This is a genomic window from Klebsiella terrigena, from assembly GCF_012029655.1.
Classification (GTDB): domain Bacteria; phylum Pseudomonadota; class Gammaproteobacteria; order Enterobacterales; family Enterobacteriaceae; genus Klebsiella; species Klebsiella terrigena.
Genome location: NZ_CP050508.1, coordinates 2,406,257 through 2,423,655 on the forward strand (window position 1 = coordinate 2,406,257; position 17,399 = coordinate 2,423,655).

Genomic DNA, 17,399 nt, shown 5'->3' on the forward strand with positions numbered 1-17,399 from the left:
TAATGAGAGGGATATAATCATTCTGACTCACAATATGATTCTGCAGCGCGTCACCCTGATATTTATGGCGAGTGAAGGCGATATTTTTTTGAGGCTGCTCGCAAAAATAAGTCCGCCACGATTGAGAATGTAAAAATCGCCTGATTATTGCATCGCGACCCTTTGTCAATTTCGGAATAATAACAAGGGAAGCCAATGAACCGATTTATTGTTGCCGACGCTGCGAGCTGCATCGGCTGCCACGCTTGCGAAGTGGCCTGCGCTGTCGCCCACAACGAGGATTGCTGGCCGCAGCGGCGGCATGATTTTCTTCCGCGTATCCACCTGGTTTCTCACCGCGGCGTCAGCCGAGTGACCACCTGCCGTCACTGCAACGATGCGCCCTGCGTTGCCTCCTGCCCGACCCAGGCGCTCTGTTTCTCCAACGACAGCATCCAGCTTAAGCCGGCGGAGTGTATCGGCTGTAAAAACTGCGCCGTTGCCTGTCCCTTTGGCGCGATCGAGATGGTGGCCGCCGGCGAGGATGCACCGCAGCTGGCGCAGAAATGCGATCTTTGTCACCAGCATCCGTCAGGCCTGCAGGCCTGCGTCAGCAGCTGCCCCACCGAGGCGCTGCGGCTGATGGATGAATCCGGGCTAAACCAGCTGCGTCGTGAAAGGCAGGCCCGTGCCGCCGAGGGTCAGCCGGTGCGAATGCGGGGCGACGACCGGCGGTCGGCCTTCTTGCGTAAGCCGCCGCGGGTGGGAGGGCAAAAGATCGCCGCCGAGGAGCGCAAGGCGCATTTCGCGGAGATCTATCACCCACTCGGCGCCGGTGAGGCGGAATATGAGAGCGATCGCTGCCTCTACTGCGCGCAGAAAGCATGGTGCAACTGGACCTGTCCGCTGCATAACCACATCCCGGATTTTATTCGCCTGGTGAATGAAGGAAAGATTATCGAGGCCGTGGAGCTGTGCCATCAAAGCAGCTCATTGCCGGAAATCTGCGGCCGGGTGTGCCCGCAGGACCGGCTGTGCGAAGGGGCCTGTACCATGAAGACCCAGGGTGGGGCGGTCACCATCGGCAATCTCGAGCGCTATATTACCGATAGCGCGCTGGCGATGGGCTGGCGGCCGCAGGCAGGGAGTGTCAGCCCTCGCGAGGAGCGGGTGGCGGTGATTGGCGCCGGGCCGGCGGGCCTGGGCTGCGCCGATATCCTGACGCGTGCGGGGGTAAAGGTTGACGTTTTCGACCGGCATCCGGAAATCGGTGGGCTGCTGACCTTCGGTATTCCGCCGTTTAAGCTGGATAAGGGCCTGCTGGCGGTCAGAAGAGAGATTTTCAGCGCCATGGGCATTCAGTTCCATCTTAACCACGAGGTGGGGCGCGACGTGGCGTTCGCCGATCTGCTGGCCGACTACGATGCGCTGTTCCTCGGCGTCGGCACCTACGGCCTGATGGCCGCCGGCCTCGAGGGGGAAGATGCCCCGGGGGTGATTCAGGCGCTGCCGTTTTTGATTGCCAGCACCCGCGAAGTCATGGGGCTGGAGGCGTCCGGGGAGTATCCGCTTACCGATATCGAGGGTAAGCACGTTGTGGTGCTCGGCGGCGGCGATACGGCGATGGACTGTCTGCGCACCGCCGTTCGACGCGGTGCGGCGAGCGTGACCTGCGCCTACCGCCGCGATGAGCAGAGCATGCCGGGTTCGAAAAAAGAGGTGGTCAACGCCAGGGAAGAGGGCGTGGCGTTTCAGTTTAACGTCCAGCCGCAGCGGATCCTCCGCGGCCGTAAAGGGGCGGTGCGCGCGGTGAGCATGATCCGTACCGAAATGGGCGAGCCGGGGCCGGACGGGCGACGTCGCCCGCGCCCGGTTGCCGGTTCCGAATTTGAGCTGGCGGCCGACGTGCTGGTGATGGCGTTTGGCTTCCAGGCGCACGATATGCCCTGGCTGCGCGGTCACGGCATCGACCTCGACCGCTGGGGGCAAATCTGTACGGGCGGCGAGGGGCGGGCCAGCACGCAGACCCGCAATGAGAAAGTTTTTGCCGGCGGCGACGCGGTACACGGTGCCGATCTGGTGGTGACCGCAATGGCCGCCGGGCGCCGGGCGGCGGAAGAGATGCTCGACCTGTTTAAGCGAAAGGAGAGCCTATGACCCGTTTTATTATTGCCAGCGCCGAGGCCTGCATCGGCTGTCGGACCTGCGAGGTCGCCTGCGCGCTGGAGCATTCCGCATCCGCAGCCATGTTTCAGCCGCGTCTGAAGGTCCAGCGTCTCGATAGCCTCAGCGTGCCGGTAGTGTGCCATCAGTGTGAGAACGCCCCCTGCGTGGCGGCCTGTCCGGTGGCGGCACTGAGCATGGGAGAGGATCGGGTTGAGGCCGATGCGTCGCGCTGCATCGGCTGCCAGAGCTGCGCGGTAGCCTGCCCCTTTGGGGCCATTACCGTGGAGATCGTTGCCGCGCATTCGCCGCTGATTATCAAATGCGATCTGTGCGCGAGCCGCGAGGGCGGTCCCGCCTGCGTGGCGGTTTGTCCGACCGCGGCCCTGAGCGTGATGACCGGCGAGCGGCTGGCCACGCTGCTCAAACGGCGTCAGGAGGCCGCCGCCAGCGCCCCGGGGATTTAGATCGCTGCTAGCGAGCGGGGAATGGAGATCGCTGTGGAGCGATCCCCAGGTCAGCTGAGAGGAGGTTCCGTTCACCGGACGTCTGGCAGAACATGCGGTCCCGCACGGAAATCGGTGCTGCGCACTGCGCTCACCTCCCGGCCTGCAGCCTGCGGTCGGCTCAACTCGACCTGCTCGCCCGTTCCGGGGCTCGCTCCTGTCTCGATTCGCCTCTTGCCGCCATCCCTGACGGCCAGCCCTTGTCTTCCGGCCTTCGGTTCGCCGATTTCAGCGGGGAGCCAGGGCCCCGCTGCATGCCTTTTCGCCACCTGGACGTTCATCATTGCGGTTGAGTCAGGGGGCAAGCGTACTCGCGCAGGTAAAAAAGCCGGTCAGCGATGCTGCTGACCGGCTTGAGGCCTGGTGGACTACCCGCTCTGGTGCAACGCTAAGACAGCGCGTCCATCCGCGCCCACATCTTCATCGCCGCTTGCTGAGCCTCGGCAAAGAGCGGTTGGTGATCGAAGCTAAACCGCCGGTTCTCGTAAATCATCACGCCATTGACTATCACGCTATGCACGTGGCTGCTGCCGAGACCGAAGGCGATATGCCCGGCGATATTCTCGGCGATAAGCGGCGTGGGCGACGGATAGTCGCAAATCGTCAGGTCGGCTTTGTATCCCGCCTCGAGGCGGCCAAAGCGGGCGTTAAAGCTGCGGGCGAGCAGTTCGTTGCCGTTGCTTAAGGCGCGGGCAAAGCCGTCCGGCCACAGCGGCCCGCCGGCGTCGCGGTGCTTAAAGAAGGCAAACTTCAGCTCTTCGAACATATCAGAGCCCAGGCCGTCGGTGCCCAGCGCCAGGTTGCGGAACGCCACCAGCCGCTGGTTATAGCCGACGTGGTTGTTCATATTTGAGCGCGCGTTATGCACCAGGAACCCATCCTGAGAATTGAGGATCTCAATATCTTCATCGGAGAGGTACAGGCCGTGGGCAACCAGCGTCTTGCGGTCAATCAGGTTAAATTCCGCCAGCCTGACCAGCAGGTCTTTACCGTAGCGATGATGGCTATGGCTAACGTCGTAACGGTCCTCCGCCGCATGGATATGCAGGCCGCGACCGGTGGCTTGCAGCGCCTCGCTGAGCATCGCCAGCCCTTCGTCCGGCAGGGTAAAGGGCGCGTGGGCGCCGATGTGCGCCTCAACAAGGTAGGGTTCGCGGCCCTTCTCCCGGGCGCTGTCAACTTCGTGGGCAAAGCGAATATTCTCCTCGACGCAGGCCCGGAGCTCCTTAAGTCCGCCGTTGCGATCGGTGGTCTCAAAGCAGGTCATTCCCCGCAGGCCGACCCGCAGAAAGGCGCTGCGCAGCTGGCTGAGCGACCCGGCGATATAGCCGGGCGAAGCGTGGTGGTCAATCACCGCGGTGCAGCCGCTGCGCACGGCTTCCATGGCGCAAATCAGCCCGCTGTAGTAGAGCGACTCCTCGTCCAGCGCGCGGTCGAGGCGCCACCACAGATTTTTCAGCGTCGAGATAAAATCAGGGCTGGCGGGGATAGTGGCCTGGATCCCGCGCGACAGGCCGGAATAGAAGTGGTTATGCGCGCAGACCATCCCCGGCATCACCAGCCGGCCGTGCATCTCTTTGACCGTGGCCTGGGGATAACGCTGAGCGAGCCCCGGAGCAATATCGAGGATCGCGTCGTTTTCAATCGCAATATCGATACCTTTCATGACCTTCGCCGGATAGAGCTGCGCGGCGGTGGCATTTTTCAGAATTAAGATACTCATGCTTCGACGCCTCCCAGCAGGTAGCGGTGGTTACGATGAACGTGGCTAATGATGCGGCAAAGATCGGTAACGGCAGGGGGAACGTCAGCGATATGGCCGCTATCGTCGATTTTTAGCAGCCAGGTGTGCTCGTTTTGCCGGACGTGAACGCTGTCGTCCTCGACGAAAAAGCCGGGGTTGCTGCTGTTGGCGAAATCCTGCGCCAGGCTAAAGACGGTAATTTTGTCTTTGTAGGGCTTGCCCTGCCACGGACAGAACTGCGCGCAGTTGCCGCATTCGTTGCAGTAGGCGTCGAGGTGCAGCGTCTGGTAGCGGTTCTGGAACCCCGGCACGGCGATTGAGACGTTGGCGCGGTTTGGGCACACGTCCACGCATTTGCTGCACACGTAGTTGCACTCCAGGCAGCGCTCCGCCTCCTGAGCCACGAATGCCTCCCGGCGATCCCTTGCCACCTCAGCGATGGCGATAGTGCCTTTGCGCTGGTAAATATCTGCCGGGTCGACGTTGTTCCACCGCTTATGCTGATGGTGGTTGGCAATATTTTCTCGCGCCAGAATCGCATCCGCTGCCCGGCGCGCGTTGCCGATCGCCGAGACAATGGACGACGGGCCGCGCTGAACGTCGCCGATAAGAAATACTCCCGGCAGCGCGGTTTCGCCCGTAGGATCTGCCGCCGGCCAGCCGCTGTCGTCCAGCGGAATGCCCATCGCCGCCAGCGCCGCAACGTCCTGCTGCTCGCCGATGGCGGTAATGACCGTATCCGCCCGCAGGGTGCGGGTTTGGCCGGTTGCCAGCGGGCGACGGCGGCCTTTTTCATCGGCGTCGCCGAGCGCCATCACCCGGACGGTGAGCGTCCCGTCGGCGTAGAATTGTTCAGGATTACTGAGAAACTCAAACGCGACGCCGTCCCGCTTCGCCTCTTCATACTCTTCGCGCCATGCCGGCATCTCCTGCAGAGAGCGGCGATAGACGATGGTTGCTTTCTCCACGCCGGGTACCCGCAGCGCGGCGCGGGCGCAGTCCATGGCGGTATTGCCCGCCCCGATGACCACCACCTGTTTCCCCAGGCTCAGCGTCTCTCCGCGATTGTATTCGCGTAAAAACTGCAGCGATTTTCGCACGTTACGGTTGTCGCCGCCGAGGCTGACGCCGCTGTTTTTGTCGGTACCGGTGCCGACCAGCACGTAGCGGTAGCCTTCGCCTCGAAGCTTCTCTACCGTCAGCTGCGGATCGCAGCCGTAGACGATATTAACCCCGTGGTTCACCACAAAATCGATATCGTGCTGAATCAGCTCCCCGGGGATGCGGAAGCGCGGAATGATGTTGCGCACCACGCCCCCGGCGTTGGCTTCGCGTTCAAACAGGGTTACCGGGTATCCTGCCCGGGCAAGAAAGTAGCCGGCGGCAAGCCCCGCGGGGCCTGCGCCGATGACCGCCACCGGGTTCAACGAACCGGAGCCGGCCGGCCGGTGCCAGCGCCGCCGGTACTCTTCCCAGCCTTTCTCGAGGGCGATTTTCTTCAGCTCGCGGATATTGAGCGAACTGTCGTAGTCGAGGCGGGTACAGTTGCTCTGGCACTGATGATCGCAAATATGGCCGGTAATCGCCGGCAGGGCGTTACGCTGATAGATAAGCTCCAGCGCGTCGGCATAGCGCTGCTCGCCCATTAGGCGAATATACTCCGGGATATCCTGCTTAATCGCGCAGGCGCTTACGCAGGGCGCGACGTAGCAGTCGGTGAGCGGCAGCGGCTCTGCGACCTCGATGCGGTCCGGCGATTTCCAGTGCTTCTGGGTGTACTCCATGCTGATGGCTTTTTCGGCCAGCGCGCTGAGGCGCGGGACGTCCACCTGCTGTAAATCCCAGCCGCTGGCCTGCTCCAGCTCGCGCATGCAGGCGCTTAGCCGCAGATAGCCGCCCGGTTTTAGCAGGTCGGTGGCCATGGTAATCGGGCGGATCCCGGTTTCAAATATCTCGCGGATTGTCAGCTGGCTGGCGCCGCCGGAGTAGGAGATAGGCAGCCTGCCGTCAAATTCGCGGGACAGCAGGGCGGCAACGTTGATGGCGAGAGGGAATAGCGCGCGGCCGGACATGTACATCTCATCGCCGGGCAGCGCCCCTTTGCGATTGATCGTCCCCAGAGTGTTGGTCAGCTTGACGCCGAAACCCAGCCTGCGCTCCTTCGCCAGCGCCATCAGGCGGTGCAGCATCTCCAGCGCCTGGTCGATTTTCAGATCGTGGTCAAAGGACTCTTCATTCAGGCCGATATAGCTAAAGCCGCAGGTATCGAGAATTTCGCGCACGCGCGGGTAGCCAAGCAGCGTCGGATTGAGCTTCACAAAGGTATTCAGCCTTTTCTCTTCCAGCATATAGCGGCAGATGGCCTCAATTTCATCGGGCGGACAGCCGTGCATGGTGGAGAGCGTGACGCCGCTCACCAGCCGGCTCGGGATGCGCTGGGCCAGCGTCGCCAGCTGCGGACGAATATCCTCCAGCTGATTGCCGATCACAAAGCGGTCGCTATGCGTCCAGCGGGAGAGCGTATCGCGATACTGCTCGAATTTAGGATGAAAGGCGGCATCGATCATATTGTCGATAAACTGCTGCATCGGCGGCTGCTTAATACCGTCGAGGTTATAGCCGACGCTCATATTAAAAATAAACGACTTGCCGGATTTTGACGGCGTGAAGGGGAATATCTCCTCCAGCAGGTGGAGGATAAACCAGGCTTTCAGATATTCATCCCAGGCTTTGAGCAGGGTAAATTCGGTGGACCACTCGGTGTTAAAACATTCGTCCTCGGCGTCGATACAGGGTTTTTCCAGCTCAAGGCGGTCGAGGATCTGCACGGTTTTCAGTTCAATAAAACGCCCGCCGGTGAGCCATGAGGTAATGATATTTTGCGCCAGCTGGGTGTGCGGCCCGGCGGCAGGGCCGATGGGCGTGGCGCAGCACTCGCCAAATACGCTCAGGCGCCTCGACGTTACCGGGATATAAAACTGCTGTTCCGGAATGCCGAATATTGAACGGTGATGCTGGTACTCATCGAAAATACGCGTCAAAAGTTCCTCAAACGGGACGGGACGCATAATATCACCCATAACCCTCTCCTTAGATTCATGTATGCGATCAACGTTGCCGGTACGAGCACACTATTTTCGAGGCTGCCGTCTTAGTAGAAAATAGGGTGCGGCGTATTCATTCCGGCGGATGGGAAAGGAACAGCAACATTCGCACCAGTTATTTAACCGGCGGCAGGATTAGGCATAAATTTGTGAAGGAACTCTAAAGTTGACGACGGTTATTGCCGCGAGAGCACCTGTTTAAATGAGAATTAAAATCACTCAGTAACGCGAGGGGAGAATAGCGTTAAAAATTATCGGCGAGCTATCACAATGATAATATTTGCTGTGCGGCTTTATTATTAAACGGGCAAACTATTCCGCCAAATGAATCCGCTAAATGAATAACGCACGCGCCGCCGGCAAATAAAACCGTCCGCCTGACCCCGCTTCCGCGACCCGGTTCACGAATCTGGCCTAAAAGCCGCGGCTGAGCATGAACCTTGCATACTCCATTCTGGCGTTAGGCCGTTGCCGTCAACGCCGTCCGCCGTTGCAGGTCCGCCGGCAGGATGTCGCCGATGGGGGGAATCGGCAGTCTCAAAGTGAGAAAACGCGGCCAGCCCGCAGATGACGCAGTGCAGAGCACAGGGCCCGGCCCACCCGGGCTGACCACCGGAATAGCCATTGAGGTTGTTATGAATATTTTCTCAGAAGCCGCGAGGCTTGAAGCACAGAACTGCCCGTTTGCGCTGGCGCAGATTGTCGAGAGCCGCGGCTCAACGCCCAGACACTCCGCGCAGATGTTGATCCGCGCGGATGGAACCATTGTCGGCACCATCGGCGGCGGGATGGTCGAACGTAAGGTCATCGATGAAGCGCTGGAGGCGATGGCTGAAAAGGCCTCGCGCATGTTTCACGGCCGGATGGCGCGCAGCGGCACGGATGCCGTAGGTTCCGACTGCGGCGGGGCGATGTCGGTGTTTATCAGCGTCCACTGCCAGCGGCCGCGGCTGGTGCTGGTCGGGGGCGGGCACGTCAATCGCGCCGTGGCGCAGGGCGCGGCGCTGCTTGGGTTTGATATTGTCGTCACCGATATCCATTCGGCCAGCCTCGATCCGCAGCTGTTTCCGCCGACCGCCCGGCTTGTGCATGCCGAAAGCTTTGCCGTGGCCGTTGAACGGCTGGCGGTGGGGGCTGATGATTTTGTTCTTATCGCCACGAATAATAAAGACCGGGAAGCGCTGGATAAGCTGATCGACCGGCCGGTGGCCTGGCTCGGGCTGCTGGCCAGCCGCCGCAAGGTGCAGGTGTTTTTACGCCAGCTGCGGGAAAGCGGCGTGGCGGAAGAGCATATTGCCCGTCTCCATGCGCCGGTGGGCTACAACATTGGCGCCGAAACGCCGCATGAGATTGCCGTCAGCGTCCTGGCCGAGATCCTGCAGATCAAAAACCAGGCTCCCGGCGGCCTGATGATGCCCGTATATCAGGATAGTGAGGAACAGAAAACGCTGGAGACCGCATGATGTGACCCCCTCGCGAGAGCCGCGAGGGGGTCGGGCTATCCCTCAATCAGGGTTCCCGTTTTGCCTTCTATCCCTTCCCGGGCCTTGCTCAGCATGGTGATTAAGGCCCGGCGCCCCGGCCGGGAGCGGGCAAACGCCGCGGCGGCCTCGACTTTCGGCAGCATGGAGCCTTTGGCGAAATGGCCTTCGGCAATAAAGCGGTCGGCATCGCTCAGCGAGAGCCGGTCCAGCCACTGCTGATTGGCCTGGCCAAAGTTGATGGCCACTTTTTCCACCGCGGTAAGGATAATCAGCATATCGGCATCGATCGTGGCGGCGAGCCTGGCGCTGGCCCAGTCCTTATCGATGACCGCGCTCACCCCGCGCAGGTGGTTCCCTTCGCGGACCACCGGAATACCGCCGCCGCCGACGGTAATTACCACCTGTCCGGCATCCATCAGCGCCTTCACCGTCTCTTTTTCGATAATATCGACGGGCTCCGGCGAGGCCACCACCCGCCGATAGCCGCGCCCGGCATCCTCTTTCAGCGTGTAGCCCTGGCGGGTCAGGAGTTTGGCCTCCGCTGCGCTGAAGAATGAACCGATGGGCTTGCTCGGATCGCGGAAGGCCTCATCGGCAGCGTCAACCTCCACCTGGGTGATCACCGTGGCGACCGGAACCGACATCCCGCGGGCGAGCAGCGCCTCGCGCAGCGCATTTTGCAGATCGTAGCCAATGTATCCCTGGCTGAGGGCGACGCAGACCGACATCGGCAGCATCGGGGTATGGGCCTCGGTTTTGGCGGCGGCTTCGAAGGCCAAATTGATCATCCCAACCTGCGGGCCGTTGCCGTGGGTCACCACGACCTGATGCCCCTGGGCAATGAGGTCAACAATCGCCTGCGCGGTTTGCGTCACCGCCTGCATCTGTCCGGCAAGATCGTCCCCTAAGGCGTTGCCGCCGAGGGCGAGAACAATTTTCTTACTCATCAGTTCCTCTCTTTAAAAGCGTGCGCCGCGCGTGAAATCCGGCGCGACTGAAAAAGGGTTACGGCGTATAAATCGGCCTTGTCCGGCGCTGCCGGTAAAGGTGCCGTGGCTGAAAATGACCCGGCCATGAGACAGCGTCTGGCGGATGGCGCCCTGGCAGATAAACCCCTCCCACGGCGAGTAGTCGGCGTTGTCGTGGAGCTGCTCGTGGCGGATGGTGGTGGTTCGTCGCGGATCGATAATGACCACATCGGCATCCGCGCCGGGCGCCAGCACGCCTTTTCGCGGCCAGAGGCCAAACAGCCTGGCCGGAGTGGCGCTGACGAGCGATACGAAGCGCTCCGGCGAGATCCTGCCGCTCATCACGCCGTGCGAAAACAGCAGCAGCAGGCGGTTCTCTACTCCCGGCAGGCCGTTGGGACAGCGGCTAAAGTCGCCGCCGGATAGCTGCTGTCGCTGGGCCATGGAGAAGGCGCAGTGGTCGGTTGCCACCACGTCAATGGCGCCATCGGCGATGCCGCACCACAGCGCGTCGTTGTGGCGAGCATTACGCAGCGGCGGACTGAGCAGAAACTGCAGCGCGTCGTCGCGCTCGTAGCAGCGCTCGTCGAGCAGCAGATACTGCGGGCAGGTTTCGACCCAAACCGGCTGCCGGCGCGCCTGGGCAAGGCGCAGATAATCGAGCCCCAGCCCGTTAGAGAGGTGCACGATATACAGCGGGGCGTTGCCGGCAAGCTGCGCCAGGTTGATCATCCTGGCGATGGCTTCGGCCTCGCACTCCGGCGGACGGCTCAGGGCGTGATAGCGCGGCGCGGTTTTGCCGGCGGCGAGAAATTCGGCGCGCTTTTGCGCAATCACGGCATCGTTTTCCGGGTGGACGGTGGTGAGCGCTCCGGCGTGATGCAGATGCTTTAGCGCCTGAAGAACTTCATCATCGTTAAGCTTGTACTGGTAGGTGAGATAGAGCTTAAAGCTGCTGATCCCCGCCTCAACCATCAGCGGGATCTCATCAAGAATGGCGTGGTTGATATGCTGGATCACGCCGTGAAAGCTGTAGTCGATGGTGGCTTTGTAGGCGGCGTAGCCGTGGTAGGCCTCAAGCTGATGGCGCAAACGGCAGCCGGCTGGCCCGAAGCCCATATGATCGATAATGGTCGTTGTGCCCCCGCAGGCGGCGGCGCGGGTGCCGGTGAAAAAATCATCGCAGCTGCGGGCGAGTCCGGTATCAATATTAAAATGCGTGTGGACGTCCACGCCCCCAGGCATCACGTAGCATCCCTCGGCGTCAATGATTTCGCAGGGCTGATCCACGGTGATGTCTGCCGCCAGCTGACTGATTAAGCCGTTTTCAATCAGCAGGTCCTGTTTTGCCTGGCCGTCAGCGTTGACGACGGTGCCATTTTTAATCAGTACGCGCATAAAAAGCTCCAGACTCCCGTCGCTGGCGGCGGGAGGTATTGCGGATAATCACTATTCTGTTGCCAGCCAGCTCAGCGGGATGGCGGCATACATTGCGGCACAGGTCACGAGATGCGATTTCCAGGTTTTTTCATTCGGGGCGTGGGCTTCCGGCTCTTTGCCGGGGCCAAAGCCGATGACCGGGATCCCGTGACGGCCCATGATCGACACGCCGTTGGTCGAGAACGTCCACTTATCGACCACCGGCGCTTTGCCAAACAGGCCCTCATAGGCGTTGCTGAGCGCCTGGACGGTAAAGTGGTTCTCCTCCACTTTCCAGGTTGGGAAGTAGCACTCTGTGGGGTAGACCAGGCCGGTCCAGGAAGGGCGGTCGTAGTTGTACATCGATACCACCGCCCCCGTTTTTTGTACCGCCGGCAGGGCGCGGATCTCGTCCAGCGCGCCTTCCCAGGTCTCTCCCCAGGTCAGGCGGCGGTCGATGGAGACGGCGCAGCTGTCGGCAACCGCGCAGCGGCTGGGTGAGGTAAAGAAGATTTCAGAAACGGTCAGGGTGCCTTTGCCGAGGAAGTCGTCATTGCCCAGGCGTTGGGAGAGGTCCTGCAGTTCATTAAGAATCGGCCCCATTTTGAAAATCGCGTTATCGCCGCGCTCCGGCGCCGAGCCGTGGCAGCTGATCCCCTGGACGTCGACGCGGATCTCCATGCGTCCGCGCTGGCCGCGGTATATCTGGCAGTCGGTGGGCTCGGTGCTGACCACGAACTCGGGACGAATGCCGGACTGCTCGATGATGTACTGCCAGCAGAGGCCGTCGCAGTCCTCTTCCTGAACGGTGCCGGTCACCAGCAGGGTATAGTCATCCTCGAGGCCCAGGTCCTTAATGATTTTTCCCGCATACACCATCGAGGCCATGCCGCCTTCCTGATCCGAGGTGCCGCGTCCGCCGATCAGCTCGTCGGTCTCCATGCCCTCATAGGGATCGAAATTCCAGTTTTTGATATTGCCGATGCCCACGGTGTCGATATGCGCGTCCATTGCCACCAGGCGCGGGCCGTGGCCGATATAGCCGAGGATGTTGCCCATAGGGTCGATTTCAACTTTGTCGAAACCCACCTTCTCCATCTCTTTTTTAATTCGCTGGACGACGCGCTTCTCGTCGCAGCTTTCGCTGGGTATGGCCACCATATCGCGTAAAAAACGCGTCATATCCTGCTGGTAGTGGTTAGCTTTTTCGAGGATCAGTTTGAATGGAATATGCTTAGCCATGGCTTGGTTCTCCGGTTCTGATTTTCCCGCCGCGCGGGATGAGTTGAAAGTATGCTGAGGCCTATCGTGCTGCCGGGTGTTTGCCTTCCCAGACCACTTCCCGGTAGTGCTTCACGTCGGTATCGCCTTCGGTGCTGATGACCAGCACGACGGCGTTGCTGTCCAGCCTGAGCTTGTGCATTAGCGCTTCGCGCTGGGGATGAAAATGTACGGCGGCCAGCACTCCGAGCCCGACGGCGCCGGACTCGCCGGAAATCACCCGCGGATCGCCGCCGGTGGGATTACCCAGCACGCGCATCCCGAGGGCGGCGACGGCGTCCTGGCAGGAGATAAACTGGGTCGCGCAGTTGCGCAGAATTTCCCAGCCCAGCGGATTGGGCTCGCCGCAGGCGAGGCCGGCCATGATGGTGGCCATTTCGCCGCCGACGTTGACGATTTGGCCCTTAACGCCGGAGCGGTATATGCAGTCGGCCAGCTCGGGTTCGATAATCACCGAATGCAAATTGTTGGCGCCATAGGCGTCCACGAGGTAGCCCAGCACGCCTCCCGCCATGGCGCCGACGCCGGCCTGCAGAAACACGTGAGTGGGGCGGGCAATGCCCATGGATGCGATCTGCTCGACCGCTTCGTCGGCGAGGGTGGCGTAGCCTTGCATAATCCAGGTCGGGATGCGGGTATATCCCTCCCAGGCCGTATCCTGCACCACCTCCCAGCCGTTTTGCTGCGCCGTTTGCAGGGTGAAGCGCACGGTATCGTCATAGTTCATTTCGGTGACGATGCACTCGGCGCCGAGCCGCCGGATGGCGTCGACGCGCTCCTGAGCCGATCCTTTTGGCATATAGATCACCGCGTTTTGCCCCAGCTGCTGCGCGGCCCACGCCACGCCGCGGCCGTGGTTGCCGTCGGTGGTCGTCGCGAAGGTCATTTTCTCCGTCATGCCGGGATTGAACGTGTCGAAGGAAAATTCGTTGATATCCAGGTGATATTTTTCGCACAGCAGCTGCGCAATGGCCCAGGCGCCGCCGAGCATCTTGAAGGCGTTCAGGCCGAAGCGCTGCGATTCATCCTTGACCAGAATCCGGCCGAGGCCAAAGAGGGCGGCAAGGTCGTTGAGGGCATACAGCGGCGTGGGCTTATAGCCGGCGATTTTTTGATGGAAGCAGCGCGCCTGCTGCGCCTGCTGGCGAGAAAAAAGCGGCGAACCCGTGGCGTTAAAAAACCGATTATCGGCAATATCCATTTTCAGTGAGAAAGCAGACATACTCTTTCCTTATCCTTCATGACGTGAGGGGGAGAGCCGGCCAGCGGCCGGCCTGAGGGGTTATTTGACGCGTTTTTGCGCTTCGTCCAGCAGCTGCTCTAGCAGCAGGCCGGGTTTGGCATATTTACGGCAGAGGATCATCGAGGCGATGATGTACGGCTTCCAGCTCGCTTCTTTATAGGTGGCGATGCGGTATTTTTCGAAGACCGCTTCGCTGACTTCGCCCTCGTCGCAGGAGACGCCGGTAATATCGGCGGGGAGACAGTGCATATAGAGCGCGTCGCCGCCGTTCGTCTGCGCCATCATCTCTTCGGTGCAGTGCCAGTCTTTATGATTCGCGTTCTGCGCCAGGCAGGCGGCTTCCAGGGCCTTCAGTCCGTCGCGATCCTCAGCGCGCAGCAGTTCGGTGCGCTTTTCCATGACCTTGTAGGGCGCCCAGGATTTCGGGTAGACGATGTCGGCATCCTTGAAGGCCTCTTCCATGCTGGTGACCTGGCGGAAGCAGCCGCCGGAGGCCTCGGCGTTGTTTTTGGCCACTTCGATAACGTCGGGGATCAGATCGTAGCCTTCCGGGTGGGCGAGGGTGACATCCATACCGAAACGGGTCATCAGGCCGATGATGCCCTGCGGGACCGAGAGCGGTTTACCGTAGCTCGGAGAGTAGGCCCAGGTCATGGCGACTTTTTTGCCTTTGAGTTCCTCTAGCGAGCCGAAATGCTCCTGCAGCCAGGCGAGGTCGGCCATGGCCTGGGTGGGGTGATCGATATCGCACTGCAGGTTGATAAGCGCCGGGCGCTGGGGCAGCACGCCCTGACGATAGCCGTCGTCGAGCGCTTCGCCCACCTCGCGCATATAGGCGTTGCCGGCGCCGAGGTACATGTCGTCGCGGATGCCGATAGCGTCCGCGCAGAAGGCGATCATGTTGGCGGTTTCACGTACGGTTTCGCCGTGGGCAATCTGCGATTTACCCTCGTCCAGGTCCTGCTGCGCAAGGCCGAGCAGGTTTAGCGCCGAGGCGTAGGAAAAGCGCGTGCGGGTTGAATTGTCGCGAAAAACCGAAATGCCCAGACCGCTGTTAAATACGTTGGTGGCGATATTTTCCGCGCGCAGGGTTTTTAATGCCGCCGCAACGTCCAGCACCTGTTTTAGCTCATCCGGGGACTGCTCCCACGTCAGCAGGAAGTCCTTCTGATGAAGATGCGAATCTAGCTTGTTGATATCCTTAATCAGGTCGTTAACAGTTTTCATTTTTTAAATCCTGGGGTGAGTGACGGCTTAATGATTGCTGTGCGGTCGGAAAAGGGTGGTGACGCAATAGCGACTGCCAGCGCTATATTTCTCCTAACAATAAGCATGCCAGTTCATCCAGCCTCAGGCGTAACAGGGCAAAAGTGGCGAGAATTATGCGAGGGTTGTCACGAAATATAGCTTCAGGTGGACAGGGGTAATAATAACTTCACGGTCTTATTCGAATGCGGGCGAAAGCAGGTTACGTCCCCGCAGAGATATACTCCCGGCGGCAGCGTAAAAAGCCACCAAAGTGATAAATACGCCGCGTCAATTCTCATATTGATATGAAAATGTGATACTTCTTACATATTTTCGTCAAGGAGTGAAAAAGAAACCTGCCTCTGTCAAATATTGTTGGCGGCTGAGTTAGTATCATGCCCGAAGAATAAGAACAATCACATATCCCAGATATCTCAGTTGGTTAGTGATATTAAAAGGTCTATTATGATGCCCTCTAACACATTTTCCGTTTTGATGCAGATTCAGCCGACCATCCAGCGCTTTGCGAGGATGCTATCCAGCGTGCTTCAGCTCGAAGTTGAAATTGTTGATAACACGCTGTGCCGGGTTGCCGGGACCGGCGTATATGCCAAATCACTGGGGCGCAAATTAAATACAGATTCGCGACTTTTGCGCTACATTATTGAAACAAAGAAAGAGAAGGTGGTCACCCATTCCCGCTTCGATCCCTTGTGTAAGGGATGTACCAGTAAAGATAGCTGTAAAGAGAAAGCTTTTCTGGGAACCCCGGTTATTTATCAGGAGCAGTGCGTAGGGGTCATTAGCCTGGTGGCATTAACCTGCGAACAGCAGGAGCGTATTAATGACAACCTGCGCGAGTTTTCCGATTATGTTCGCCACGTTTCGTCGATATTTGTTTCGCGACTGCTGGAGGATCAGGGCGGCAGCGATAATATCCAGAAAATGTTTTTAACGATGATCGAAAATATGGACCAGGGGGTTCTGGTTGTCGGTCACGATCAGAAGGTCAAATTTGCCAATCACACGGCGTTAAAGATTCTCGGGGCGAACCAGGGGAATATGATCGGTCAGCTGATTAATTTCAGGCCGCTGACCTTTGAGCATAATTTCACGCGCGGTCATATGCAGCACGTGATCTCATTCGATAACAAGACCGAAATGATTATTGGCCAGCTGCACGCGGTTCAGGATCAGTGGCTGTTTTTAATGGCCTTCCATCAATCGCACTCCTCTTCGAATTTAAGCGCCTCGGTGGAGGAGCCGCAGATTGCGCAGATGGTGGGAGAGTGTCGGCCGATGCGGCAGCTGAAAAAGCTGATCAGCCGCATCGCGCCCAGCCCCTCAAGCGTCATGATTGCCGGCGAAAGCGGCACCGGGAAAGAGGTGGTTGCCAGAGCGATACACAAGCTCAGCGATCGTCAGGCCAAACCTTTTATCGCCATTAACTGCGCCGCCATCCCTGACCAGCTGCTGGAAAGCGAGCTCTTCGGCTACGTCAAGGGCGCGTTTACCGGCGCCTCGGTGAACGGCAAGACCGGGCTTATCCAGGCGGCAAACCACGGCACGCTGTTTCTCGATGAGATTGGCGATATGCCCCTGACGCTGCAGGCTAAGCTGCTGCGGGCGATTGAATCGCGCGAAATCCAGCCCGTCGGCGCCAGCCATCCGGTGCCCGTCGATATCCGCATTATTTCGGCGACTAACCAAAATCTCGAGCAGTTTATCGTGGCCGGTAAATTCCGCGAAGATCTCTACTATCGCCTCAACGTGATCCCGCTCAGACTGCCGCCGCTGCGTGAGCGTCAGGAGGATATCGAGCTGCTGATCCACTATTTTCTCCATCTGCACACCCGGCGCCTTGAGCTGGTCTACCCCGGCGTGGCGCCGGAGGTCGTTGCCATGCTGAAGGGCTACCGCTGGCCGGGAAATATTCGCGAGCTGAGCAACCTGATGGAGTATCTGGTCAACGTGGTGCCCTCGGGCGAGGTTATCGACGCCTCGCTTCTGCCGCCCAATATTATCAGCGGCGCCAGGCTTGCCGAGCGTGAGCCTGGCGCCGCCGTCCCGGTGAGCATGCCGGGAGAAGAGGAGAGCGTCACGGCGCTGGAGGAGATGGAAAGGCAGATGATCCGCGAAGCCTTAACCCGCCACAGCAATAAAAAGCAGGCGGCAGATGAGCTCGGGATTGGCATTGCCACCCTGTATCGTAAGATCAAAAAATATGAGCTGGTGGGGCTGTAGAGGCGCCGGCCGCAGG

10 protein-coding genes and 1 pseudogene are annotated in these 17,399 nt (G+C 59.9%); 4 read left to right on the top strand and 7 right to left on the bottom strand.

Translation table 11 applies throughout. The features are described from left to right. Positions 1-195 precede the first annotated feature (195 nt). Together ygfT and HCK03_RS11325 are read left to right on the top strand one after the other, a co-directional pair. Positions 196-2,136: a formate-dependent uric acid utilization protein YgfT gene (gene ygfT / locus HCK03_RS11320; protein WP_167691575.1), complete on the top strand. Its 1,941-nt coding sequence runs from the start codon at positions 196-198 to the stop codon at positions 2,134-2,136. After that, positions 2,133-2,609 carry a 4Fe-4S dicluster domain-containing protein gene (locus HCK03_RS11325; protein WP_167691576.1) on the top strand — a complete coding sequence of 159 codons (477 nt, stop codon included), beginning with the start codon at positions 2,133-2,135 and terminating at the stop codon, positions 2,607-2,609. The genes ygfT and HCK03_RS11325 overlap by 4 nt, the downstream gene beginning before the upstream one ends. A 427-nt stretch (positions 2,610-3,036) precedes the next feature. Here HCK03_RS11325 and ssnA read toward each other — a convergent pair whose 3' ends face one another. Continuing rightward, positions 3,037-4,371: a putative aminohydrolase SsnA gene (ssnA, locus tag HCK03_RS11330; protein WP_167691577.1), complete on the bottom strand. Its 1,335-nt coding sequence runs from the start codon at positions 4,369-4,371 to the stop codon at positions 3,037-3,039. Continuing rightward, positions 4,368-7,472, bottom strand: a complete 3,105-nt coding sequence (ygfK, locus tag HCK03_RS11335; protein ID WP_167691578.1) for a putative selenate reductase subunit YgfK — start codon at positions 7,470-7,472, stop codon at positions 4,368-4,370. Before ygfK ends, ssnA begins: the two co-directional genes overlap by 4 nt. A 659-nt stretch (positions 7,473-8,131) precedes the next feature. On the opposite strand from ygfK, the pseudogene HCK03_RS11340 reads away from it, so the two are divergent. Next, a pseudogene (locus HCK03_RS11340) lies at positions 8,132-8,938 on the top strand (XdhC family protein); the annotation flags it as partial. Between the two features lie 56 nt (positions 8,939-8,994). On the opposite strand, the gene arcC reads toward HCK03_RS11340, so the two are convergent. From arcC to ygeW, 5 genes are all read right to left on the bottom strand, one after another. Further along, entirely contained in the window at positions 8,995-9,927 is a 933-nt protein-coding gene (gene arcC / locus HCK03_RS11345) for a carbamate kinase (protein ID WP_167691580.1), read from the bottom strand. A 12-nt stretch (positions 9,928-9,939) separates the two neighbouring features. Beyond that, the gene (gene hydA / locus HCK03_RS11350) at positions 9,940-11,346 is read right to left on the bottom strand and encodes a dihydropyrimidinase (protein ID WP_167691581.1); all 1,407 of its coding nucleotides are present in this window, start codon (positions 11,344-11,346) and stop codon (positions 9,940-9,942) included. A 51-nt stretch (positions 11,347-11,397) separates the two neighbouring features. Beyond that, positions 11,398-12,609, bottom strand: a complete 1,212-nt coding sequence (locus tag HCK03_RS11355) for a YgeY family selenium metabolism-linked hydrolase (protein WP_041145938.1) — start codon at positions 12,607-12,609, stop codon at positions 11,398-11,400. 61 nt (positions 12,610-12,670) lie between these two features. Next, entirely contained in the window at positions 12,671-13,870 is a 1,200-nt protein-coding gene (dpaL, locus tag HCK03_RS11360) for a diaminopropionate ammonia-lyase (protein WP_115192507.1), read from the bottom strand. Between the two features lie 60 nt (positions 13,871-13,930). Beyond that, positions 13,931-15,118: a knotted carbamoyltransferase YgeW gene (gene ygeW / locus HCK03_RS11365; protein WP_167691582.1), complete on the bottom strand. Its 1,188-nt coding sequence runs from the start codon at positions 15,116-15,118 to the stop codon at positions 13,931-13,933. Positions 15,119-15,604: 486 nt separating this feature from the next. Between ygeW and HCK03_RS11370 the strand changes: the two genes are divergently transcribed. Beyond that, complete coding sequence (locus tag HCK03_RS11370; RefSeq protein WP_123552417.1) at positions 15,605-17,383, top strand: sigma-54 interaction domain-containing protein; 1,779 nt, start codon at positions 15,605-15,607, stop codon at positions 17,381-17,383. Positions 17,384-17,399 lie beyond the last annotated feature (16 nt).